This is a genomic window from Streptomyces speibonae (genome assembly GCF_984686075.1).
Genome location: NZ_OZ480260.1, coordinates 7,519,312 through 7,545,842, shown reverse-complemented (window position 1 = coordinate 7,545,842; position 26,531 = coordinate 7,519,312). Strand labels below are relative to the sequence as shown.

Annotated in this window: 1 protein-coding gene (running past one end of the window); it reads right to left on the bottom strand. The window is 70.7% G+C overall.

Annotation, left to right across the window (positions count from 1 at the left end):
* On the bottom strand, positions 1-26,531 hold the 5' portion of the coding sequence (locus AC5L3C_RS33805; RefSeq protein WP_493652913.1) for a non-ribosomal peptide synthase/polyketide synthase. 8,797 nt of this gene lie to the left of the window's left edge; the window shows 26,531 of its 35,328 coding nt (coding positions 1-26,531); its start codon is at positions 26,529-26,531; the stop codon falls past the left edge of the window.

Below are 26,531 nucleotides of genomic sequence, written 5' to 3'. Positions count from 1 at the left end.
CCCAGACGCGACAACAACACCGCAAGACCGGCCTGAAGCAGCATGAACAACGTGACACCCTGCTCACGCGCCAACGCGCTCAGCCGCGCGTGCACCTCGGCAGGAATGTCCAGGGTCACCGAGTGACCCTGGTGCGAGGCAACCGCCGGACGCGGCCGGTCCACCGGCAGAACCAACTCCTGCGGAGCCCCCGCCAACGCCTCACGCCAGAACGCCACCTGCCCGGCAAGCAGACTGCCCGGGTCCTCCTCACGGCCCAGCAACTCCCGCTGCCACAACGTGTAATCCGCGTACTGCACCGGCAACGGCTCCCACCCCGGCGCACGCCCCTCACACCGCGCCCCATACGCCCGGGAGATGTCACGGGCCAACGGCCCCATCGACCAGCCATCACCCGCAATGTGATGCAGCACCACCACCAGCACATACGCATCCGGGCCCGTCTCCACCAACAGGGCCCGGATCGGCACCTCCGTTGCCAGGTCGAACCCGCGGCTGACCTCCGCCGCCACGAGGTCCTCTACGTCCTCCAGGCTGGCTGCCTCCACAACCTGGAGAATCCCGCCCAGCTCCGCCACGTCACGCACCTGCTGGTACGACGCACCCCCGTCAGCCGGGAACACCGTGCGCAGCACCTCATGCCGGCCCACCACATCCACCAGCGCCAACCCCAGCGCATCAACATCCACCCGACCGTCCAGACGCAACATCACCGGCAAGTTGTACGTCGGACTCGGCCCCTCCAACTGCGCCAGGAACCACAACCGCCGCTGCGCAAACGACAACGGCACCCGCCCCGAACGCTCACGCCGAGCCAGACCCGCCCGCGAAGCCCCCGCACGGCTGACCCGCACCGCCAGCTCCGCCGGCGTCGGCGCCTCGAACAACGCCCGCACACCCAACTCCACCCCGAACACCGACCGCACCCGCGACACCAACCGCATCGCCAACAGCGAATGCCCGCCCAGCTCGAAGAAGCCGTCGTCCACGCCCACACGGTCCACACCGAGCACCTCGGCGAACGCACCGCACATGAGCTCCTCGACCACCGTCGCAGGACCCCGACCACCGTCAGCCGAGCCGTACTCCGGTGCCGGCAAGGCCGCCCGGTCCACCTTCCCGTTCACCGACAACGGCAGCTCATCCAGCACCACCACCGCCGACGGCACCATGTACTCCGGCAACCGCTCAGCAGCAAACGCCCGCAGGTCACCAGCCCCTCCACCATCACCGTCCAGCACGACATAGGCCACCAGACGCTTGTCTCCAGGGATGTCCTCCCGAGCGACCACCACCGCTTGACCCACCTGCGGATGCGCGGCCACCACCGCCTCAACCTCAGCAGGCTCGACCCGGAACCCCCGGATCTTCACCTGATCATCCACCCGGCCGACGAACACCAACTCACCATCAGCCGTCCAACGAGCCAGATCCCCCGTCCGATACATCCGCTCACCCGCGCCACCGAACGGACACGCCACAAACCGCTCCGCCGTCAACACCGCACGACCGTGATAGCCACGCGCCAGCCCGGCCCCCGCCACATACAACTCACCGGCCACCCCCGGCGGCACCGGCCGCAACCACCGGTCCAGCACATAAACCCGCGTGTTGTCCATCGGCCGCCCGATCGGCAACACCCCACCAACCCCACCCTCGTCCTCCACCACACACTGCGTGGCACACAACGTAATCTCCGTCGGCCCATACAAATGCCGCACCCGCACACCCGGACACGCCCGCAACACCGCCGCCACCGCAGACGACGACACCACATCACCCCCCGTCAACACCTCCTCCACACCCACAAAACACCCCGGATCCTCCTCCGCCAACACCCGCAACAACCCCGCCGTCACATGCACACGCCCCACCCCATGCACACCCACCAACGACCGCACCACCCCACCATCCACCTCACCCGACGGAGCCAACACCACCACCCCACCACCAGCCAACGTCACCCACAACTCAAACACCGACGCATCAAACGCATACGGCGCATACCCCAACACCCGACCCACACCACCCCAACACCCATCCACCACCAACCCCACCACATCCCGCTGACACACCACCACACCCTTCGGAACCCCCAACGACCCCGACGTATACATCACATACGCCGCATCCCCAGCCCCCGGCACCCCCAACACCACACCACCCGCACCCTCAAACACACCCGGATCATCCACACACACCACCGGCACATCCAAACCCCCCGGAAGCACCCCCACCAGCCCACCAGACGTCACCACACACACCGGGCTCGCATCCCCGAACATGAACGCAATCCGCTCACCCGGATACGACGGATCCACCGGCACATACGCACCCCCCGCCTTCCACACCGCCAACAACGCCACCACCAGATCAACCGACCGCTCCAACACCACCGCCACCACCGACTCCGCACCCACCCCACACCCCACCAACACCCCCGCCAACCGCGACGCACGCTCATCCAACTCCGCATACGTCACCTCCACATCACCCCAAACCACCGCCACCGCATCCGGCCTCCGCGCCACCTGCTCCCCGAACAACACCGGCCACGACACATCCGCAACCGCCACCCCCGTCTCATTCCACCCCTCCACCACCCGACGCAACTCACCCTCCGACAACACCTCAACCTCACTCACCCGCACCAACGGATCCGCCGCCACCACCGACAACACCCGCACCAACCGCTCAGCAACCAACTCAACAGTCCCCACATCGAACAGATCCGCAGACCCAATCACCGCCCCCCGCAACCCCACCCCACCACCAACACCACCAGAAACCTCACCCAACGTCACCTCAAGGTCGAACTTCGCCGCAGCCAGGCCGCTCTGCATGGGCTGCACGCTCAGACCTGGCACCTCAAGCTCCGCCAGGCCGGCGTTCTGGAGGGTGCACATCACCTGGAACAGCGGGTGCTGCGCCAGGGAGCGGTCCGGGGCCAGAATCTCGACCAGGCGCTCGAACGGCACATCCTGGTGGTCGAGCGCCGTCAAGCTGGTCTCCCGCACCCGCTCCAGCAGACCGGCGAAGGTCGGGTTCCCCGACAGGTCGGCGCGGAGCACCAGCGTGTTGACGAAGAACCCGACCAACTCGTCCAGCGCCTGGTCCGTCCGCCCCGCCACCGCCGTACCCATCGGGATGTCCTCACCCGCACCCAACCGGGACAGCAGCACCGTCAACGCCGCCTGAACCACCATGAACAGCGTGGCGTCCTGCTCACGCGCCAACGCGGCCAGTCGTGCATGCACTTCGGCGGGCACTTCGAGTGGCACCACGTGTCCCCGGTGCGAGGCAATCGCCGGGCGTGGCCGGTCCACCGGCAGCTCGAGGTCCCGCGGGGCTCCCGCCAGTGCCTCTCGCCAATACCTCACCTGCTCGGACAGCACACTGTCCGCGTCGTCCTCGCTTCCCAGCAGGTCCCGCTGCCACAGCGTGTAGTCCGCGTACTGCACCTGCAGCGGCTCCCACCCGGGTGCCCTTCCCTCACACCGCGCGGCATACGCCGTGGACAGATCGCGGGCCAACGGGCCCATCGACCAGCCGTCCCCCGCGATGTGATGAACCACCATCACCAGCACCTGCGTATCCGGACCGGTCTCGATCAGCAGTCCGCGCAGTGGGATCTCCGTCGACAGGTCGAAGACGTACCGGACCTCTGCCTCCACCAGTGCCGCGACCTGCTCCTCGGCCGCGTGAGTGATCCGCAGGACCTCGGCCCCGCCCGTCTCGGCGGGCGGCAGGACCTGCTGGAACGGGCCCTCCTCGTCGGCGGGGAACACCGTGCGCAGCACCTCGTGCCGGATGACCACGTCTCCGAGTGCCTCCCGCAGGGCGTCGGCGTCCAGTGTGCCGTGCAGGCGCAGGACGACCGGCATGTTGTACGTCGGGCTCGGTCCCTCCAGTTGCCCGAGGAACCACAACCGGTGCTGCGCGAACGACAGCGGCAGCCGTTCGGGGCGCTCACGGCGGGTCAGGGCGGCCCGGGCCGGGGTGGTGGCGTCCGTGATGCGTGCTGCCAGCCGGGCGGGGGTGGGGACCTCGAACAGCAGCCAGATGCCCGCTTCGACGCCCAGCGTGGACCGGATCCGGTTCACGAGCCGGGTGACCAGCAGGGAGTGTCCGCCCAGTTCGAAGAAGTCGTCGTCGGGGCCCACGTGTTCCACGCCCAGGACGGAGGCGAAGATCTCGCACAGGACGCGTTCCTGCTCGGTGGCGGGCTCGCGGGCCTCGGCGCCCGCCCGGTACTCGGGTGCGGGCAGGGCTGCCCGGTCCACCTTCCCGTTGGCGGTCAGGGGGAGCTCGGTCAGTTCGACCACGGCGGCGGGCACCATGTGGTCGGGGAGGTGCTCCCCTGTGTGGGCGCGCAGTTCGCGTGCGAGGTCGGTGCCCTTGCTCTGGTCACCGCGCTTGGCCTGTCCGCCGTCCGCACCGCGCCCGCCCTGCTGACCCCGCTCGCCCCGCTCGCCCCGCTCGCCCCGCTCGCCGTCGGGAACGACGTAGGCGATGAGGCGTTTGTCCCCGGGTGTGTCCTCGCGGGCGATCACGACGGCCTGGGCGACCGCGGGATGGGCCGCCAGGACGGTTTCGACTTCGCCGGGCTCGATCCGGAAGCCACGGATCTTCACCTGGTCGTCCGCCCGTCCCACGAACACCAGCCGGCCGTCGGCAGTCCACCGCGCCAGGTCGCCGGTGCGGTACATCCGCTCGCCCGCGCCCCCGAACGGACACGCCACGAACCGCTCCGCCGTCTGTGCCGGCCGGCCCCGGTAGCCGCGGGCAAGCCCGGCTCCGGCCAGGTACACCTCGCCCGTGACTCCGGGCGGGACGGGAGAGAGGCCGTCGTCGAGGAGGTAGACCCGGGTGTCGTCCATCGGGCGGCCGAGCGGCAGGACGTCCGGTACGGCTCCGGCGCCCGCGATGACGTGCTGTGTGACGCAGAGTGTGGTCTCGGTCGGGCCGTAGAGGTGTCGTACCACCACGCCGGGGCAGGCCTCGAGTACCGCTGCGACGGCCGCGGCCGGTACGACGTCGCCGCCGGTCAGTACTTCTCGCAGCCCGGTGAAGCATCCCGGGTCCTCTTCGGCCAGGACCCGCATCAGTCCGGCCGTCACGTGCACATGGCTGAGTCCGTGCTCTTCCGTGAGTGACCGCAGTGCGCGGCCGTCCAGGTCGCCCGCCGGTGCCTGGATCACGGTGCCGCCGCCGGTCAGGGGCACCCAGAGCTCGTACACCGAGGCGTCGAACGCGTAGGGCGCGTGGGCCAGTACGCGGGTCGGCTTCCCCCAGCACCGGTCGGACACCAGCTCGACCAGGTCTCGCTGGGAGACCACCACGCCCTTCGGGGTGCCCGTCGATCCCGATGTGTACATCACGTATGCCGTCACTTCGGACGGCCATCCGGCGGGCAGGTCCGTCGCGTCCTCGCCGTCACCGGCCTCCGGGGGGAGGATCTGTGTTGCGGTGGCGGTCGCCGCCTGTCCGAAGGTGCCGTCGGCTGCCGCCGTGTCCGCGACGGCGACGCGGGCGCCGCAGTCGTCGAGGACGGCTGTCATCCGGGCCGCGGGCCAGCCGGGGTCCACCGGCAGCAGGGCCCCGCCGGCCTTCCATACGGCGAGAACGGCGACCACGAGTTCGATGGAGCGGTCCATGGCGACCGCTACGGCGGTTTCGGGGCCGACTCCTCGTCGGGTGAGGGCTCGCGCCAGCCGGTTCGCCCGCGCGTCCAGCTCGGCGTAGGTGACGCTCTGGTCCCGGCACACCACGGCCACCGCGTCCGGCGTGCGTCCCGCCTGCTGTGCGAACAGCGCGGGGACGGTGGTGGGGGGCTCGACGGTGTGCCATCCGCCGAGAAGCTGCCGGCGTTCGGCATCGGTGAGGATGTCGATCTGCCGGAGGCGTGCCCGGGGCTTGGCGGCCACACCGGTCAGCACCCGGGCGAACCGCTGACCGATCATGTCCGCGGTGGCCCGGTCGAACATGTCGGCCGCGGCCGTCAGTGAGCCTCGCAGGCCGGCGGGGCGTCCGTCCTCGAAGGTCTCGGTCACGGTGACGCTGATGTCGAACTTGGCCGGCTTCGCGTCGGGCGGCAGGGTTTCCATTTCCAGGCCGGGCAGTTCGGGCGGCGTGGCGGTGTCCTTCTCCACGGCGAGCATGACCTGGAAGAGGGGATGGCGGGCTCGCACCCGGGTGGGGGCGAGTACCTCGACCAGCCGCTCGAAGGGCACGTCCTGGTGGTCGAGGGCCGCCAGGCCGTATTCCCGTACGCGGGCCAGTACGTCGGTGAAGGCGGGGTTGCCGGTGAGGTCGGTGCGCAGGACGAGGGTGTTGACGAAGAAGCCGACGAGGCGGTCCAGCGCCTGGTCGGAGCGTCCGGCCACGGCGGTGCCGATCGGGATGTCCTCGCCGGCGCCGAGCCGGGACAGCAGGACCGCCAGTGCCGACTGGACCACCATGAACGAGGTGACGCCGTGTTCGCGGGTCAGCGCGAGCAGTTGTTCGTGGGCGGTGCGGGGGATGTCGAAGGTGACGGTGTGGCCCCGGTGGGTGGGTACGGCGGGCCGTGGCCGGTCCGTCGGCAGGGTCAGTTCCTGCGGGGCACCGGCCAGTGCCTGCCTCCAGTGGTCGATCTGGGCGGCCTGGAGGGTTCCCGGGGTGTCGTCGGCGCCGAGGAGTTCGCGCTGCCACAGGGTGTAGTCGGCGTACTGCACCGGCAGGGGCTCCCAGTTCGGCTCACGGCCCTCGCAGCGTGCCGTGTATGCCTGGGACAGGTCTTCGGTGAGCAGTTCCATCGACCAGCCGTCCCCGGCGACGTGGTGGATCACCACGACGAGCACGGCGGTGTCCGGGCCGGTTTCGATCAGGAGTGCCCGCAGGGGTATCTCGGTGGAGAGGTCGAATCCGTGCCGGAGTTCGGCGGTCACCAGGTCGGTGGTCTGCGTGTCGGAGGAGGAGGTCGCGACCCGCAGCACCTGTCCGAGCTCGTCCGGTGCGAGTGCCTGCTGGAAGGGCTCGCCGTCGGCGACGGGGAGTACGGTGCGCAGCACTTCGTGCCGGGTGACGAGGTCGTGGAGCGCCGTGCCCAGGGCCGGGACGTCGATCCGTCCGGTCAGGCGCAGGGCGACGGGCAGGTTGTAGGTCGGGCTCGGTCCTTCCAGCTGGGCCAGGAACCACAGCCGTCGTTGCGCGAACGACAGCGGCACCCGGTCGGGGCGCTGCTCGCGCCGTACCAGGCCGGTGCGTGAGGGGTCCGCGCCCCGGATCCGCGCTGCCAGGCCCGCCGGAGTCGGCGTCTCGAACAAAGTCCGTACCCCCATCTCGACTCCGAACACCGACCGCAGTCGTGACAGCAGCCGCATCGCCAGCAGCGAGTGGCCACCGCGTTCGAAGAACCCTTCGTCGGCGCCGATGTGGTCGACGCCCAGGACGTCCGCGAACACACCGCACACGATTTCTTCCAGCGCGCCGGCCGGTGCCCGCCCACCGGTGCCCGATGCGTATTCCGGTGCGGGGAGGGCGGAGCCGTCCACCTTTCCGTTCACCGTCAGCGGCAGGCCGTCCGGCAGGGGCAGCACGGCCGACGGGACCATGTGGTCGGGCAGCCGGCGGGCGGCGTGGCCGCGCAGCGCGGCCGGCAGGTCCCGGATCGCTCCGGGGGAGCCGTCCGCGGGGACGACGTAGGCGACGAGGCGTTTGTCGCCGGTGGTGTCCTCGCGGGCGACCACCGCCACCTGGGCGACCTGCGGGTGGGCGGCCAGTGCGGCCTCGACCTCGCCGGGCTCGATCCGGAAACCCCGGATCTTCACCTGGTCGTCGGCCCGTCCCATGTGCAGGAGCCGTCCGTCGGCGGTCCATCGGCCCAGGTCGCCGGTACGGTACATCCGCTCTCCGGGGCCGCCGTAGGGGCATGCCACGAACCGCTCCGCGGTCAGCCCGGCGCGGCCGGCGTAGCCCCGGGCCAGCTGGCCGCCCGCCACGTACAACTCGCCCGTGACGCCGGGCGGCACGGGCCGCAGCCGGCGGTCCAGGACGTGGACGCGCAGGCCGGGCAGTGCCCGCCCGACCAGGCTTCCTCGTGGTTGTCCGCCGCCGGCGGGCGGGGTCACCTCGTCGAACGTGACATGAACCGTGGTCTCGGTGATGCCGTACATGTTCACCAGGACCGGCCCGTCGGCGCGGCGGTGTGCCCACCACTCGTCCAGCCGCTCCCTGTCCAGGGCCTCACCGCCGAAGAAGACCCATCGCAGTGCGGACTGCGGTCCTGCCAAGCGGCCGAGGCCCTCGGAGCGGATCAGTTCGTAGAAGGCGGACGGAGTCTGGCACAGGACGGTCACCCGTTCCTCTGCCAGCAGCCTGAGGAACGCGTCGGGTGAGCGTGACACGTGGAAGGGCACCACGACGAGCCGGCCCCCGTGCAGCAGCGCCCCCCACATCTCCCACACCGAGAAGTCGAAGGCGAAGGAGTGGAACCAGGACCAGGCGTCGTCGGTGCCGAAGCCGAGCTGCTCGCGCAGTGTGCCGAACAGTGTCACCACGTTGTGGTGCGTCACCAGCACGCCCTTCGGGGTGCCCGTGGACCCGGACGTGTAGATCACATACGCCGGGTGTGCGCCCGTCGCCGTCGCGGGCCGGTCGTCCGTGCGCAGGTCGGCGGGCGACGCCGCCGCGCATTCCGACCTGGCCTGCGGGCCGTCCCACACCAGTACCGCAACGGCCGGCTCGGTGGGCAGTGCGTCCGCGAGTGCGTCGGTGGTCAGCACGCACACCGGCCGGGCGTCCCGCAGTACGAAGGCGATCCGGTCCTGCGGATAGGCGGGGTCCACGGGGACGTAGGCACCGCCGGCCTTCAGCACCGCGAGCAGCGCCACCACCAGGTCCGTGGAGCGGTCCATCAGCACCGCCACCACCGACTCCGGCCCCACTCCGCGCCGTACGAGGAGCCTGGCCAGCCGGTTCGCGCGAGCGTTCAGCTCCTCGTACGTCAGGTGCTGGTGGCCGGAGACGACCGCCACTGCTTGCGGCGTCCGCGCCGCTTGCCGTTCGAACAGCTCCGGCAGCGTCGCGTCGGACGCGTCGGGGCCGTCGGCGGACGGTTGCGGCACGGCGAGGAAACGGTCGTGTTCGTCCTCGGACAGCACGTCGATGTCGCCGAGCCGCACGTCCGGGTCGGCGGCCACGGCCACCAGTACGCAGGTCAGCCGCTGGGTGAGGGTCGTGACGGTGTCCGCGTCGAACAGGTCGGCCGCTCCGACGACCGAGCCGCGCAGTCCCGCCGGCCGGCCGTCGAGAAGGTCCTCGGTCACGCTGACGTCGAGGTCGAACTTGGACGGCAGGGACACGCCGGGGTGCGCTTCGGTTCGCACGCCGGGCAGGTCGAGGATCGCGGGGTCGTTGTTCTGCACGGTGAGCATGACCTGGAACAGCGGGTGGCGTGCCATGGAGCGTGGCGGCGCCATGAGTTCCACCAGCCGTTCGAAGGGCACGTCCTGGTTCTCGAGTGCCTGCAGGTCGCGTTCGCGTACCCGGCGGAGAATCCCGGTGAAGGTGGGGTCGCCGTGCAGATCGGTGCGCAGCACCAGGGTGTTGACGAAGAAGCCGACGAGTTCGTCGAGGGCCTGGTCGGTGCGGCCGGCCACCGCGGTGCCGATCGGGATGTCCTCGCCGGCGCCGAGCCGGGACAGCAGCACCGCCAGCGCCGACTGGACCACCATGAACAGGGTGACGCCCTGGCCGCGGGCCAGCGCGGCGAGTTCGGCGTGTACGTCCGCGGGGATGTCGAGGTGCGCCGTGTGGCCCCGGTAGGAGGCTTGCGCCGGCCGGATCCGGTCGGCCGGCAGGGCCAGCTCCTGCGGTGCGCCTGCCAGTGCCCGCCGCCAGTAGCCGACCTGGGCCGCCGACAGGCTGTCCGGACCGTCTTCGTCGCCCAGCAGCTGCCGTTGCCAGAGTGTGTAGTCGGCGTACTGCACGGGCAGCGGCTCCCACTGTGGCCGGCGGCCCTCGCGCCGGGCCGTGTAGGCGCGGGAGATGTCCTGGGCGAGCCGTCCCATGGACCAGCCGTCCCCCGCGATGTGGTGGAACACCACCACCAGTACCGAGGTGTCCGGGCCGGTGGAGATCAGCAGCACCCGTACCGGTATCTCCTGCGACAGGTCGAACCCGTGGCCGCTCTCCGTCGCGACCAGTTCCGCGATCCGCTCCTCGTCCTCGGCGCGGACGAACCGCAGAACCTCCCCGACCTCCTTCCTGTCCAGCACGCGCTGATACGGCTCTCCGTCGTGGGCGGGGAACACCGTGCGCAGCACCTCGTGCCGCTCCAGCACATCGCGCAGTGCGGCGTTGAGGGCGGTCACGTCGACCGGCCCGGACAGGCTGAGCGCGGCCGGCATGTTGTAGGTGGGGCTCGGGCCCTCCATCTGGGCCAGGAACCACAGCCGCCGCTGAGCGAACGACAGCGGCACCCGGCCGGGGCGTTCCTGCCGCACCAGGCTCACCCGGGCCGGGCCCGCGCCCGCGATCCTCGCCGCCAGACCGGCCGGGGTGGGCGTCTCGAACAGCGCCCGTACGCCCATCTCGACCCCGAACACCGACCGCACCCGGGACAGCAGCCGCATCGCCAGCAGCGAATGCCCGCCCAGGTCGAAGAAGCTCTGCTCGACCCCGACCCGCTCCAGCTCCAGCACCTCGGCGAACACACCGCACATGAGCTCTTCGGCCACCGACGCCGGACCGCGCCCGGTGCCGGCCGACGCGTAGTCCGGGGCCGGCAGGGCGGACCGGTCCAGCTTCCCGTTGACCGACAGCGGCAGCCGGTCCAGGACCACCACCGCGGACGGCACCATGTAATCCGGCAGCCGCTGGGCGGTCAGCGTCCGCAGGTCGAGCGGCAGGTTCTCCGCGTCCGCTCCGTTCGCCTTGCCGCCGGTACGGTTCGACGTCCCGCCGGCGCCGTTCTCCTGCTCGCCGGCCGGCACCACGTAGGCGACGAGGCGTTTGTGCCCGGACGTGTCCTCGCGGGCGACGACCGCGGCCCGGGCCACACCGGGGTGGAGTGCCAAGGCGGCCTCGACCTCACCGGGCTCGATCCGGAACCCGCGGACCTTCACCTGCTCGTCCGCCCGCCCCAGGAACACCAGCACCCCGTCGGCCCGCCACCGCACCAGGTCACCGGTGCGGTACATCCGCTCGCCCGGACCGCCGAACGGACACGCCACGAACCGCTCCGCGGTCAGTCCCGTGCGGCCGGCATAGCCGCGCGCGAGGGGCAGTCCCGCGATGTACAGTTCGCCGGCGACTCCCGGCGGCACCGGCCGCAGACGGTCGTCGAGGACGTACAGACGGGAGTTGGCGATCGGGCCGCCGATCGGCGGAACCGCGTCCTCGTCCCGGGCGCAACGATGCCAGGTCACCGCGATGCAGGTCTCCGCCGGTCCGTACCCCTGGACCAGGTCGGCGTGCGGGAACAGCGCGGCGGCACGGTCCCTCAGGGGGCCGGGAACTCCCTCACCGCCACTGGCCAGTTGCCGCAGGTGGCCGGAGAGGTCGGTCACCGCCGGCTCCTGGAGGACCCCGGCCAGGGCGGAGGCGATCAGGTGCAGCACGGTCACACCGTGCCGCCGCGCCAGCTCGACGAGGTACCCGGGATCGGCCGCACTGCCGGCCGGCGCGATCACGAAGCTGCCGCCGGTCACCAGGGGGCAGAACATCTGCCACACCGAGGGGTCGAAGCCCATCGGCGCGGTGAGCATGAACCGGTCCGACGCCTCCCAGCCGAACTCCGCGACGCGGGCCAGCAGATGGTTGACCACCGACTGGTGGGTGACCACCACTCCCTTCGGGGTCCCGGTCGACCCCGAGGTGTACATCACGTACATGGGGTGGGCGGGCAGCAGCGGACCACACCTGTCGACCGAACCTGCTTCGGCAGGTCGGGGCGCGTCGGTGACGCTCTGCCCGTCGACCGTGAGCAGCGGTACGCCGAGTTCGCCCGACAGCGCCTCCGGCACAGGACTGTCGGTGAGCACGCACACCGGCCGTGCGTCGTCCAGCATGAAGGCGACACGCTGCGCCGGATACGCCAGATCGACCGGCAGGTAGGCACCTCCGGCCTTCAGCACCGCCAGTAGCGCCACGACCAGGTCGACCGAGCGGTCCATCGCCACCGCCACCACCGACTCCGGCCCGACACCCCGACTCGTCAGCACCCCGGCCAACCGGGACGCCCGCTCGTCGAGTCGGGCGTAACTGACCTCCTCGTCTCCGCAGATCACCGCCACCGCGTCCGGCGTACGCGCCACCTGCGCCGCGAACAAGTCCGGCACCGTCACCCCGGGCACCGACCGCGTCGTGTCGTTCCACCCGGCGAGCACCTGTTCACGTGCCTGCGATGCCATCACCTCAACCGCGCTCAACGGCAGCTGCGGCGACTCCTCCAACGCCAGGAGCAGCCCCTCGACGGCCGTCTGCATCAGCCCGCACACCAGCTCCGCATCCCCCGGAGCCACCACACCGGCAGTCAACCCGAACCCGGACCCGGAATCGTCGACCGAGACCGCCAGCGGATAGTTCGTACGGTCCTCGGCGGACAGCACGCTCATGCCCGCCGCTTCGCCCTGCCGCGTCCCGTCACCGTGCTCGGTGCTGACATGACGGTAGTTGAACAGCGAGGTGAACAAGGGGACCGAGCCCGGGACACCGCTCGCCTTCTGCGCGAGTGCCAGCGGGGTGTGCTCGTGCACCAGCAGACCGGCCAGCTGCGACTGCATGGCCCGCACCGCGCTCAGTGCGTCCAGGCCGGCCACATCGACCCGCACGGGCAAGGTGTTCATGAACGGGCCGGGGGTCCGCTCGGCACCGGCCCCGGCGTTCATCCGCCCGAGCAGTACCGTGCCGAACACCACGTCACCGCGGCCGGACAGACTGGTCAGCACCCGCGCCCAGGCCACGTGGAACAGCGTCGCCGGGCTCACTCCAAGCCGACGTGCCTGCTCCCGGACACGCTGTGCCAGTCCGCCGTCGATCGCCTGCCGTGCGCGCCGCACACCGGTTCCGTCACCGTAGGCGTCGGACAGACCGAAGGGCAGCGTCGGCTCTGTGACACCGCTCAGGAGCGACGCGAAGTACTCCTCGTGCTCCTGGCGGGACACTCCCAGTCGGGCCTGTGCCACGAAGTCCCGGAACGGCAGCGGGCCAGGCAGCTCGTCACCACGTCCGGCCATGAACGCCGCGACCTCACCCAGTACTACGTCCGACCCCGTGTGGTCCCGCAACAGGTGGTGTATCTGCAGCAGGGCAAGCCAGCGGTCGCTTCCCGGTTCCGCCGCCACATGCACCCGCAGCAACGGCGCCCGCCGCACGTCCAACCACCGCCCGGCGATCGTCAGCAGCTCAGCGGCAGCGTCTTCGGTCGCAGGCAGAGTCACCTCGGTCACCGGCAGTACGACACGGCGCCAGACCACCTGCACCGGCTCGGGCAGGCCTTCGGACACCACCGCGGTGCGGTAGACGTCGTGCCGGTCCACCATCCACTGCAACGCCGTCAGGAATTCGTCCAACCGCTCACGGTCGTCGAAGGCCATGGTCAGAGACAGCAGATACGGATCGACGTCGCCCGATTCGGTGAGCAGGTGGTGGAAGAAGATGCCCTCCTGCAACGGGGCCAGCGGATAGACATCGGCCACGTTCGCCGCCCCGCCGTCGACCGTCGCGCACACCGACGCGATCTGCTCCAGAGACAGATCGACCAGCGGCAGCATCTCCGGTGTGATCACATCCGCACCATCGGGAATGCCGTTCGGCGGCACCTCCACAGCACCGCCACCCCCGCCGGCAGCCGCCAAAGACTCCGGTGTCGGTGATTCGAACAACGCCCGCACCGACACCGCAAGCCCACGTTCCCGCAACCGCTGAACCAACGACACGGCCAGCAGCGAATGCCCACCCAACTCGAAGAAGTTGTCCTCCACCCCAACGTCCTCCAGGCCCAGCACATCGGCAAAGGCCTGACACACGATCTCCTCCGACACCGTGACCGGACCCCGACCACCGCCGGCCGAGCCGTACTCCGGCGCGGGCAACGCCGCCCGGTCCACCTTCCCGTTCACCGACAACGGCAGCTCACCCAGCACCACCACCGCCGACGGCACCATGTACTCCGGCAACCGCTCACCCGCGAACGCCCGCAAGTCCTCCGCCACCCCACCATCGGCAACGACGTAGGCCACCAGCCGCCGGTCACCGGGCGCGTCCTCACGCACGACCACCACCGCACGAACCACACCAGGATGCGCCGCCAACACCGCCTCGACCTCACCCAGCTCGATCCGGAAACCCCGCACCTTCACCTGATCATCCGCCCGGCCCACGAACACCAACTGCCCGCCGGCCGTCCAGCGGGCCAGATCCCCCGTCCGGTACATCCGCTCACCCGCCACACCGAACGGACACGCCACAAACCGCTCCGCCGTCAACCCCGGCCGACCGTGGTAACCACGAGCCAACTGCACCCCCGCCACATACAACTCCCCCACCACACCCGGCGGCACCGGCCGCAACCACCGGTCCACCACATACGTCCGCGTCGTCGCGAACGACCGACCGATCGGAACCACACCCCCACCCCGCTCCACCGCACCCACCCGATAATGCGCACTCCCAACCGTCCCCTCCGTCGGCCCATAGTGATTCACCACCGCCACATCCGGATACCGCTCCCGCCACCGCCCCACCAACTCCCACCCCAAAGCCTCCCCACCCACCATCAACAACCGCGACGGCACACACTCCTCACCCAGCTCCTCCAACAACGGCAGATGACTCGGCGTCACCTTCACAAACGCTGGCCTCCGCCCCCGCAACACACCCGCCAACCCCTCATCCAACGCCCCCACAAACACACACCCACCACTGACCAGAACCGGATACAACCCCGTCACACCCAGATCGAACGACACCGGCGCATGCAACACACTGCTCTCCCCCACACCCCCATACGCCCCCACACACCACCCCACATAACCCCCCAACGCCCCATGCGACACCACCACACCCTTCGGCACCCCCGTCGACCCCGACGTATACATCACATACGCCGACTGCTCCGGCCCAGGCACCACGTTCGCCACCACCCCCGCAGACCCGTCCGCCACCCCCGCACCATCCACCACCACCGCAAGCCCATCCGGCACCCGTTCCACCAACCCACCACTGACCACCACACACACCGGACTCGCATCCTCAAACATGAACGCGATCCGCTCACCCGGATACGACGGATCCACCGGCAGATAAGCCCCACCCGCCTTCCACACCGCCAACAACGCCACCACCACATCCACCGAAGGCTCCAACATCACCCCCACCACACACTCAGGCCCCACCCCACGCGCCACCAACACCCCCGCCAACCGCGACGCCCGCTCATCCAACTCCGCATACGACACCTCCTCCCGCGCATCCACCACCGCCACCGCACCCGGAGTCCGCACCACCTGCGCCGCAAACAACTCCGGCACAACAGCCCGCGCATCCACCACACCCGTGTCGTTCCACCCCTCCAACACCCGCTGCCGCTCACCCTCAGACAGCACATCGAGGGCCTGGAGCAGGGTGGTCGGGCTCTCCTCCAGCGTCCCGACGAGCTTTTCGACCGCCGTGTGCAGCAGCCCTGACACCAAATCGGTGTCGGCAGGCTGGACAGCGTCAACCGTCAGCCGGAACCCCACCCCCATGTCGTCCACCGCGACGTTCAGCGGATAGTTGGTACCGCCCCTCGCGTACGTCGTTGTCACGCCGTCCCACGCGAGTTCGTCGCCGTCGTCGCGCCCTCCGTCCAGCTGTCGGCTGTGGCGGTAGTTCAGAAGCGAGGTGAACAAGGGCGCCGAGGCCGGAACTCCGCTGGCCTGCTGTGCGAGGACCAGCGGGGCGTGCTCGTGCACCAGCAGACCGGTCAACTGCGACTGCACGGCCCGCACCGCGCCGGCGACATCCACACCCGCGACGTCCAACCGCACCGGAAGGGTGTTCATGAACGGGCCCGGGATGCGCAACGCGTTCGGTCCGGCGTTCATTCGACCCAGCAGCACCGTCCCGAACACCACATCCGTGCGCCCCGACACGGTCGCCAGCGCCTGCGCCCAGGCGACGTGGAACAGCGTCGCCGGACTCACTCCCAGCCCACGGGCCTGTTCCCGCACACGCTCCGCCAGACTGTCGTCCACCATCGAACGCGTCCGCTGTACACCGGAGCCATCGCCACGGGCGTCGGACAGACCGAACGGCAGGGTCGGCTCCGTCACGTCGCCCAACAACCCGGCGAAGTACTCCTTGTGCTCCTCACGCGAGACACCAAGGCGGGCCTGAGCCACGAAGTCCCGGAACGGCAGCGGCACGGGCAACTCGTCACCACGCCCCGCCATGACCGCCGCAACCTCGTCCAACACCACTTCGAGCCCCGTGTGGTCCTGGAGCAGATGGTGTGCCTGCACCAACGCCAGCCACCGGTCGCTTCCCGGTTCCGCCGCCACATGCACCCGCAGCAACGGCGGCCGCCGCAGATCCATCCACTCGCCCGCCGCCGCCAGCAGCTCCGCCGCCGGATCAGCCGCATTCACAGGCAGCGTCACCTCAGTGACAGGAACCATCGCCCGACGCCACACCACCTGCACCGGCTCCGGCAGCCCTTCCCACACCACCCCGGTGCGGTAGATGTCATGCCGGTCCACCACCCGTTGCAACGCCGCCGCAAACGCGTCCAGCCGCTCACGCGTGTCAAAGGCCATCACCGTCGGCACGAGATACACATCCGCCTCGCCCGGCTCGGCAAGGAGGTGATGGAAGAAGATGCCCTCCTGCAACGGCGCCAGCGGATACACGTCCGCCACGTTCCCCGCCCCGCCGTCCACCACCGCGCACACCGACTCCACCTGCGCCGCGGACAGATCCACCAGCGGAAGCATCTCCGGCGTGATCACCTCCGCACCCACAGGGATACGGTTCGGCGGCACCTCCACGTCCGCGACGACTGCGGCAACAGCCAGCGCCGCCGGCGTGGGCGACTCGAACAGCGCCCGCACCGACACCCCCAGCCCACCCGCACGCAACCGCTCCACCAAGGACACGGCCAGCAGCGAATGGCCGCCCAGCTCGAAGAAGTTGTCCTCGACCCCCACCCGCTCCAGGCCCAGCACCTCGGCGAACGCCTGACACACGAGCTCCTCGGCCACCGTGGCGGGGCCCCGTCCGCCGCCGGACGTCGCATACTCCGGGGCGGGCAAGGCCGCCCGGTCCACCTTGCCGTTGACCGACAACGGCAGTTCACCCAGCACCACCACCGCCGACGGGACCATGTACTCCGGCAGCCGCTCAGCGGCAAAGGCCCTCAGGTCACCAGCCTCCCCGCCGTCGCCGTCCGGCACGACGTAGGCCACCAGACGCTTGTCACCCGGTATGTCCTCCCGGGCGACCACCACCGCCTGCGCCACGCCCGCATGCGCCACCAAAACGGCCTCGACCTCACCCGGCTCGATCCGGAAGCCACGGATCTTCATCTGATCGTCCGCCCGGCCGACGAACACCAACTGTCCGTCCGCAGTCCAGCGGGCAAGGTCACCGGTGCGGTACATCCGCTCACCCGGCGCGCCGAACGGACACGCCACGAACCGCTCCGCCGTCAGCGCGGACCGACCGTGGTAGCCGCGGGCCAGCTGGGCCCCGGCCACATAGAGGTCCCCCGCCGCCCCCGGCGGCACCGGCCGCAACCGCTGGTCCAGCACATACAGACCGGTGTTCGCCACCGGCCTGCCCACCGGCGGCGCGACAGTGGTGCCGGCATCCACCGGGTCCGTGGTGACCATGACCGTCGCTTCGGTCGGCCCATACGTGTTGACCAGCGTCCGGCCGTCGGCCCACGCTCGTGCCAGGCCGGCGGTCAGCAGTTCCCCGCCCACCAGGACCCGCGACAGCCCCGGCACCGACGCCGGATCGACCACAGCGAGCAGCGACGGAACCACGCTGGCCACGTCCACGCCCGTCCGGACCATCAGTTCGGCCAGCAGCCCGGCGTCCGCTCGCTCGTCCGCCGTGGCCACGACCAGCCGCGCGCCCGAGGCCAGGGCCACGGCCACATCCAGTACGGAACCGTCGAAGCCGAACGACGCGAACTGCAGCACGCCGACCCCGGGGCCGGCCCCCAGCACGGGGGTCAATCCCGTCACCAGATTCACCAGCGCGCCTTGGGAGACCACGACGCCCTTCGGCACCCCGGTCGACCCCGACGTGTACATCACGTAGGCCGCCCGCGAGCCCATGGGCGCGGGCCGGCTCCATCCACCGGTCGCCACGGCCGGGTCGTCCACCGTCAGAACGGGCACCGCGCCGAGCGCAGGCAGTCCGCGGGCCAGGCTGCCGGTGGCGGTGACCACACACACCGGCTCCGCGTCCGCGAGCATCAGCGCCACGCGCTCCGCCGGATACGACGGATCGACGAACACATACGCGCCGCCCGCCTGCCACACGGCCAGCAGCGCCACCACCGCGTCCACCGACCGCTCCAGCATCACCCCCACGACCGACTCGGGTCCCACCCCCCGGCCGGCCAGCGCACGCGCCAGCCGCTCGACCCGGTCGTCCAGTTCCGCGTAGGTCAGGGACTCGTCCCCGCACACCACGGCGACCGCGTCCGGAGTGCGGGCCACCTGCGCATCGAACAACTCCGGGAACGTCGCCGCCGGGACCTCTGCGCCCGTGTCGTTCCAGCCCCGCAGAACCCGGTCGCGAACGCGCCGGGGCAACACCTCGAGACCGTCCAGCGCGGTGCCCGGAGCGGTGGCCGCTGCCGTGATCAGCTCTTCGACGGCGGTGTGCAGCAGCTCGCAGACCAGTCCTGCGTCCGTGGGAGCCACGGCATCGACACCCAGTAGGAAATCGGTCCCCAGGTCGTCAACCGCGACGGCCAGCGGGTAGTTGGTCCGCTCCTGCGCGAACAGCACCTCGACGCCCTCGCCGACCTCACCGCCTCCGCTGCTCGAGGACCCGTCACCGTGGCGGAAGTTGAACAACGAGCTGAACAGTGGCGTGGCGGCCGGAACCCCGCTCGCCTTCTGTGCGAGGGCCAGCGGGGCGTGCTCGTGCACCAGCAGTCCGGTCAACTGCGCCTGCACCGCCCGCACCGCGCCGACCACATCCGTGCCCGCGACGTCCAAGCGCACCGGAAGGGTGTTGATGAACGGGCCCGGAATGCGCTCCGCTCCCATCCCCACGTTCATCCGGCCCAGCAGTACCGTCCCGAAGACCACATCGAGCCGCCCGGCCACACTCGCCAGGACCCGCGCCCAGGCCACGTGGAACAGCGTCGCCGGGCTCATTCCCAGCCGACGTGCCTCCTCCCGCGCCCGTTGGGCCAGGCCGTCGTCCATTCTCAGCCGCGCCGTCCGCACCCCCGTGCCGTCACCACGGGCATCGGAGAGGCCGAAGGGCAAGGTCGGCTCTGTGACATCGGCCAGGAGCCGGGCGAAGTACTCCTCGTGCTCCGCCGAGCGGGACGCGCCCAGTCGGGCCCGGGCCACGAAGTCACGGAACGGCAGCGGGGCGGGAAGCTCAGCACCACGCCCCGTCATGAAGGCCGTGACCTCGCCCAACACCACGTCCAGTCCGGTGTGGTCCTGCAACAGGTGATGGACCTGGACCAGCGCGAGCCACCGCCCCGTCGCGGGCTCGGTCGCCACGTGCACGCGCAGCAACGGCGTCTGCCGTACGTCCATCCACTCACCGGCCGCGGCCAACAGCTCAGCCGCCGGTTCCCCTTCCGCGGGCAGGACCACCTCGGTCACCGGTACCGCGGCGCGGCGCCACACCACCTGCACCGGCTCCGGCAACCCCTCCCACACCAGCGCGGTGCGGTAGATGTCGTGCCGGTCCACCACCTGCTGCAACGCCGACAGGAACCTGTCCAGCCGTTCCCGGCCGTCGAAGCCCAGGAGCATCGACATCAGATAGGCATCCGCCTCACCCGGCCGGGCGAGGAGGTGGTGGAAGAAGATGCCCTCCTGCAACGGCGCCGGCGGATAGACGTCCGCCACGTTCGCCGCCCCGCCGTCGACCGTCGCGCACACCGACGCGATCTGCTCCGGAGACAGATCGACCAGCGGCAGCATCTCCGGCGTGATCACCTCCGCCCCCTCAGGAATGCCGTTCGGGGGAACCTCCACGATCCCGGCGCCCGCGTCGGCCGCGGCCAGTCCCGCCGGCGTGGGTGCCTCGAACAGCGTCCGCACCGACACCTCGAGCCCACGGTCACGCAGTCGCTGCACCAGCGACACGGCCAGCAGCGAGTGCCCGCCCAGTGCGAAGAAGTTGTCGTCGGCACCGACCCGTTCCAGGTCCAGCACCTCGGCGAAAGCCCGGCACACGAGCTCCTCGGCCGCCGTCGCAGGGCCCCGACCGCCGTCGGCCGAGCCGTACTCCGGCGCGGGCAAGGCCGCCCGGTCCACCTTCCCGTTCACCGACAACGGCAGCCCGTCCAGCACCACCACCGCCGACGGCACCATGTACTCCGGCAGCCGCCGGCCCGCGAACCCGCGTACCTCGGCCGACAGATCCGCATCCGTACCGGCAAACCCCGTAGCGGCAACGACATGGGCCACCAGCCGGCGGTCGCCCGGTATGTCCTCCCGCACCGTCGCCACCGCGCGGGCCACTCCTGGGCAGGCCTCCAGCACCGCTTGCGTCTCGCCCAGTTCGATCCGGAAGCCGCGGATCTTCACCTGGTCGTCCGCACGGCCCACGAAGTCGAGCTGTCCGTCGCCGGTCCAGCGGACCAGGTCCCCCGTGCGGTACATCCGCTCACCCGACGCACCGAACGGACACGCCACGAACCGCTCCGCGGTCAGGCCCGGGCGGCCGTGATAGCCACGGGCCAGACCCACGCCCGCGATGAACAACTCGCCCACCACACCCGGCGCCACCGGCCGCAGGAATCCGTCCAGGACGTACACCTGCGTGTTCCAGATCGGAGCACCGATCAGCACCGGACCCGACCCGCCCGCATACCGCCACGCCGTGGAGTCCACCGACGTCTCCGTCGGCCCGTACAAGTTGTGCAGCTCCGCACCGCACACCTGAGTGAACCGCTCCGCCAGCACCCCCGGCAACGCCTCACCCGAGCACACCACCCGCCGCAACGACCCCCACGCCCCCGGGTCACCGCCCTCCAGAAACGCCTCCAGCATCGACGGCACGAAATGCACCGTCGTAACACCCTCCGTACGGATCACGTCCGACAGGTACGCCGGGTCGCCCTGGCCGCCCGGCCGGGCCAGCACCAGCCGCACACCCGACACCAACGGCCAGAACAACTCCCACACCGACACGTCGAAACTCACCGACGTCTTCTGCAGCACCGCATCATCCGCACCCAGACCGAACCGGTCCTGCATCCACAACAACCGGTTCACGATCCCCGCGTGCGGCACCACCACACCCTTCGGCACACCCGTCGACCCCGACGTGTACATCACATACGCCGCGCTCCCCGGACCGCCCGAACCGGACCCGGACCACCCCGCACCACCCTCGGCCACCGACGAGTCGTCCAGACGCACCACCGGCACACCGAGGTCCTCGGGCAAACCCTCAGTCAGACCGCTCACCGTCACCACACACACCGGGCTCGCATCCCCGAGCATGAACCGGACCCGCTCCGCCGGATACTCCGGATCCACCGGCAGGTACGCCGCACCCGTCTTCAGCACCGCCAGCAGCGCCACCACCAGATCAACCGACCGCTCCAGTACCACCGCCACGACGGACTCGGCCCCCACACCACGCTCCGCCAGCACACCAGCCAACCGCGACGCGCGTGCGTCCAACTCCCCGTACGTCACCTCCACATCGCCCGAAACCACCGCCACCGCACCCGGAGTCCGCGCCACCTGCGCCGCGAACAACTCCGGCAACGTCACCCCGGGCACCGCCCGCCCGGTGCCGTTCCACCCCTCCACCACATCCCGCTGTTCGCCGTCCGACAGCACCTGGACCCGGCTCACCCGTGCCTGCGGTTCAGCGGCCACTGCCGCCAGCAGCCGGACCAGCCGGTCCGTGATCGACTGGACGGTTTCCCGATCGAAGAGATCCGCCGAGCCGGTGACCGACCCGCGCAGGACGGCCGTGCGACCGTCGCCGTCGGTCGTTTCCCGCACCGCGACGTCCAGGTCGAACCTGGCCGGCATCGGCCTGTCCGGCAGCGGCGTCACGCGCAGGCCGGGCAGCTCCAGGTGGACGTCGTCCTCGTTCTGAACGGTGAGCATGGTCTGGAAGAGGGGGTGTCTGCCCATCGAGCGGTCGGGTGCGAGCAGTTCCACGAGTCGCTCGAACGGCACGTCCTGGTGTTCCAGGGCGGCCACGCCGGACTCCTTCACCCGCCCGAGGACTTCGGTGAACGAGGGGTCCCCGGACAGGTCCGTCCGCAGGACCAGCGTGTTGACGAAGAACCCGACCAGCTCGTCCAGGGCCTGATCGGTCCGCCCGGCCACCGCCGTCCCGATGGGTATGTCCTCCCCCGCGCCCAACCGCGACAGCAGCACCGCCAACGCCGCCTCGACCACCATGAACAGCGTGACACCCTGCTCACGCGCCAGCGCCACCAGTTCCGCATGCACCTCGGCAGGGACATCGAGGGCGACCGTGTGCCCCCGGTGCGACGCGACCACCGGCCGTACCCGGTCCGCCGGCAGCGCCAGCTCCGCCGGAGCGCCCGCCAACGCTGCACGCCAGTAGCCGACCTGGCTCGCCAGAACGCCCTCGGGGTCCCCCTCCTCACCCAGCAGCTCCCGCTGCCAGAGCGTGTAGTCCGCGTACTGGACCGGCAACGGATCCCACTCCGGCGCACGCCCCTCGCACCGCGCCGCATACGCACGCGACAGATCGCGAGCCAACGGTGCCAAGGACCAGCCGTCCCCGGCGATGTGGTGCAGCACCAGCACCAGCACATGCACGTCAGGACCGGTCTCGATCAGCAGCGCCCGCACCGGCACCTGCGCCGACAGATCGAAGCCGCGTGCGGCCTCGGCCGCGACCAGATCCGCCACCTGTCCCTCGGCGGCCCGCGTGACCCGCAGTACCTCCCCCGCCTCAGCGGGCTCCAGCACCCGCTGGAACGGCTCACCGTCCCGCACCGGAAACACCGTGCGCAGCGCTTCATGACGCTCCACCACATCCGACAGCGCCGCCCTCAGCGCATCGGCGTCGACCTCACCCTCGAGTCGCAAAGCGGTCGGGAGGTTGTACGTGGGGTTCGGGCCCTCCAACTGGGCCAGGAACCACAACCGCCGCTGGGCGAACGACAGCGGCACCCGTTCGGGCCGCTTCTCCCGGCGTACCAGTCCGGCGCGCGAGGGGCTCGCGCTGCCGATCCGCGCCGCCAGACGGGCCGGGGTCGGTGCCTCGAACACGTCCCGCATGCCCAACTCGACACCGAGCAGTGTCCGGGCGCGGGAGACCAGGCGGGTGGCCAGCAGGGAGTGGCCGCCCAGAGCGAAGAAGTCGTCGTCCGGTCCGGTCCTCTCCAGGCCGAGTACGTCGGCGAACGCCTGGCACAGCAGGCGCTCCTCGTGGTTGGCGGGCTCACGTCCGTCGCGCGTTGCCGCGATGTCCGGGACGGGCAGGGTGTGGCGGTCGAGTTTGCCGTTGGCGGTGAGCGGCAGCGCGGGCAGGGGCATGAACACCGCGGGGACCATGTAGCCGGGCAGGCGTCCGACGGCGTAGTCGCGCAGGTTCTCGGCCAGGCTCTCGTCCGGCCGGGTGCCGGTGTCGTCGTCGGCCGGGACGACGTAGGCGATGAGGCGTGGGTCGCCGTAGGCGTCTTGCCGGACGGTCACGACCGCCTGGCCCACCTGTGGGTGGGCGGCCAGCACCGTCTCGACCTCGCCCGGCTCGACCCGGAATCCCCGGATCTTCACCTGGTCGTCCACGCGACCGGCGAATACCAGTTCGCCCCCGGTGGTCCACCGGGCCAGGTCGCCGGTCCGGTACATCCGCTCCCCGGGCGCACCGAACGGACAGGCCACGAACCGCTCCGCCGTCAGTCCGGCACGGCCCAGATATCCCCGCGCCAGACCTGCCCCCGCCACATACACCTCACCCGCGACTCCGGGTGGAACCGGGTGCAGGTAGCGGTCGAGGAGGTAGATCCGTGTGTTGTCCATCGGCCGGCCGATCGGCACGACGTCCGGCACCGTCCCTCCGTCCGCAGCCGCGTACTGCGTGGCGCTCAACGTGATCTCCGTCGGCCCGTACAGGTTGCGCACCACCACGCCCGGGCATGCCGCCAGGACCGCCGTCACCGCGGACGACGGCACCACGTCGCCGCCCGTCAGCACCTCGGACAGGCCGGCGAAGCACCCCGGGTCCTCCTCCGCCAGCACCCGCAGCAATCCGGCGGTCACGAAGATGTGGCTGAGCGCCCGCGTACCGATCAGCGAACGGATCCGCTCGCCGTCCAGTTCGCCTGCCGGGGCCAGCACCACCGTGCCGCCGCCGGCCAGCGTCACCCACAGTTCCAGTACGGAGGCGTCGAACGCGAACGGCGCGTGGCCCAGCATCCGCGCGGGCCGGCTCCAGCTCCGGTCCGACGCCAGTTCGGTCAGGTCCCGCTGGGTCACGACCACGCCCTTGGGCCGTCCCGTCGACCCCGAGGTGTACATCACGTATGCCGCCGCGTCCGGGCCCACCGTCCGCGGCGCGACCGTCGCCACATCCGCGGCCGTCAGCTCTGTCACCACGGCCGGGTCGTCCACGCACAGCACCGGGACCGTGCCACCCGACGGCACCGTCCGCGCCATCTCACCGGTCGTCACCACACACACGGGGGCGGCGTCCGCGAGCATGAACCCGATCCGGTCGGCGGGGTAGGTGGGGTCGAGCGGCAGGTACGCGCCGCCCGCCTTCCACACCGCCAGCAGCGCCACCACCAGACCGGCCGACCGCTCCATCATCACCGCGGCGATCGACTCGGGCCCGACTCCGCGCGCGGCCAGCACAGCGGCCAGGCGTGAGGCCCGCTGGTCCAGTTCCTCGTACGTCACCTCCTCGTCGCCGGCGACCACTGCCACCGCGTGCGGCGTCGTCGCCACCCGCTCCGCGAACAGAGCCGGCCACGGCACGTCGGCGGCGTCCGCTTCCGTGTCGTTCCAGTCCTCCACCACCTGACGCAGCTCGGCGTCCGAGAGCACGTGCAGGCGCCCGGCCCGCTCGGTGGGAGCGGTCCGGGACATCCGGGAGAGGACGTGCACGAAGCGCCGGGCGATGTCCTCGGCGTCGTCGGGGCTGTAGGTGTCGGGGTTCACGTCGACGGCGAGTTGCAGCCCCGCGTCGGGTGATCGCTGGTACAGGGAGATCTCGACGTCGTCGACGGGGCCGTTCCCGAGGTTGTGGGCCGTCGCCGTGCAGTTGCCGAACCTCACCCCGTAGTCGAACGACATGACGTTGACCGTCGTGCCGAAGAGGGGGCCCGACCCCACGCGGTGGAGGTCCCGGAGCATGTCGGTCTGCTGGTAGCGCTGGTGTCTGAGGGCGGTGCGGACGTTCCGGGAGGTCGCCCGCACCAGGTCCGCCACGGTCGCGTGCGGGTCCAGCCGGGACCGTACGGGGACGGCGTTGCTGCTCATGCCGGGGATCGCGCGCATCCGGCTGCCGGTGCGGCCCAGCACGGGGACGCCGAGGGTGATGTCGTCGGCTCCGGTGAACCGGTGGAGGAGGGCGGCGCCCGCCGTGAGCGTGAGTCCGGCCAGACTCGTTCCGCGGTTCCGGGCTGCCGCTCGGAAGTGGGCGACCCGGTCCGCGTCGATGTCCACCAGGTGCCGGTGAGGCAGGGACTCCGCGCGGCGGACGGGGGAGCCGCTCAGCGTTACCGTCTCCGGCATGTCGGCGAGGGAGCCGCGCCAGAATTCCTGGTCCGTCCGGAAGTCCGGCGACTGCCGGTAGGCGCGGTCGGCTTCGAGGAGGAGTGCGGACGACGGAAGCGGGGGTTTGGGCGGGGCTTCTCCCGCGAGCAGGGCGGTGTAGATCTGTTGCAGTCTGGCGACGAGCACCGCGCCGGTGAACCCGTCGCCCACGAGGTGATGGCAGCTCTGGTACCAGAAGTGACGTCGCTCGGTTATCCGGATGACCGCGTTGGTGACGAGCGGGCCGTGCTCGAGGTCGAGCGGCCGTTTCATGTCGGTCCGCATCCAGTCGAGGGCGGCCTGCGCCGGGTTGTCGGACGAGCTGAGGTCCAGGATGAGGACGGGAAGTGTGTCCGGCGGTACGGGATATTGCCGTACCTCGGTTCCGGCATCGCGGAAACAGGCCTGGAAGGTGTCGGCCTCGCTCAGCATCCGGCGAAGCGCGGCCGCGAAGAGATCGACGTTCAGATCTCCCTGGATGTCCAGGTACTCGCCGATGGTGTGGATCGGTTCGGCCGGCCCGAGTTGCTGTGCATTCCAGAGGGCACGTTGTGCCGCCGTCAGCTCCCGACCGTCACCCGCAGCATGAGACAT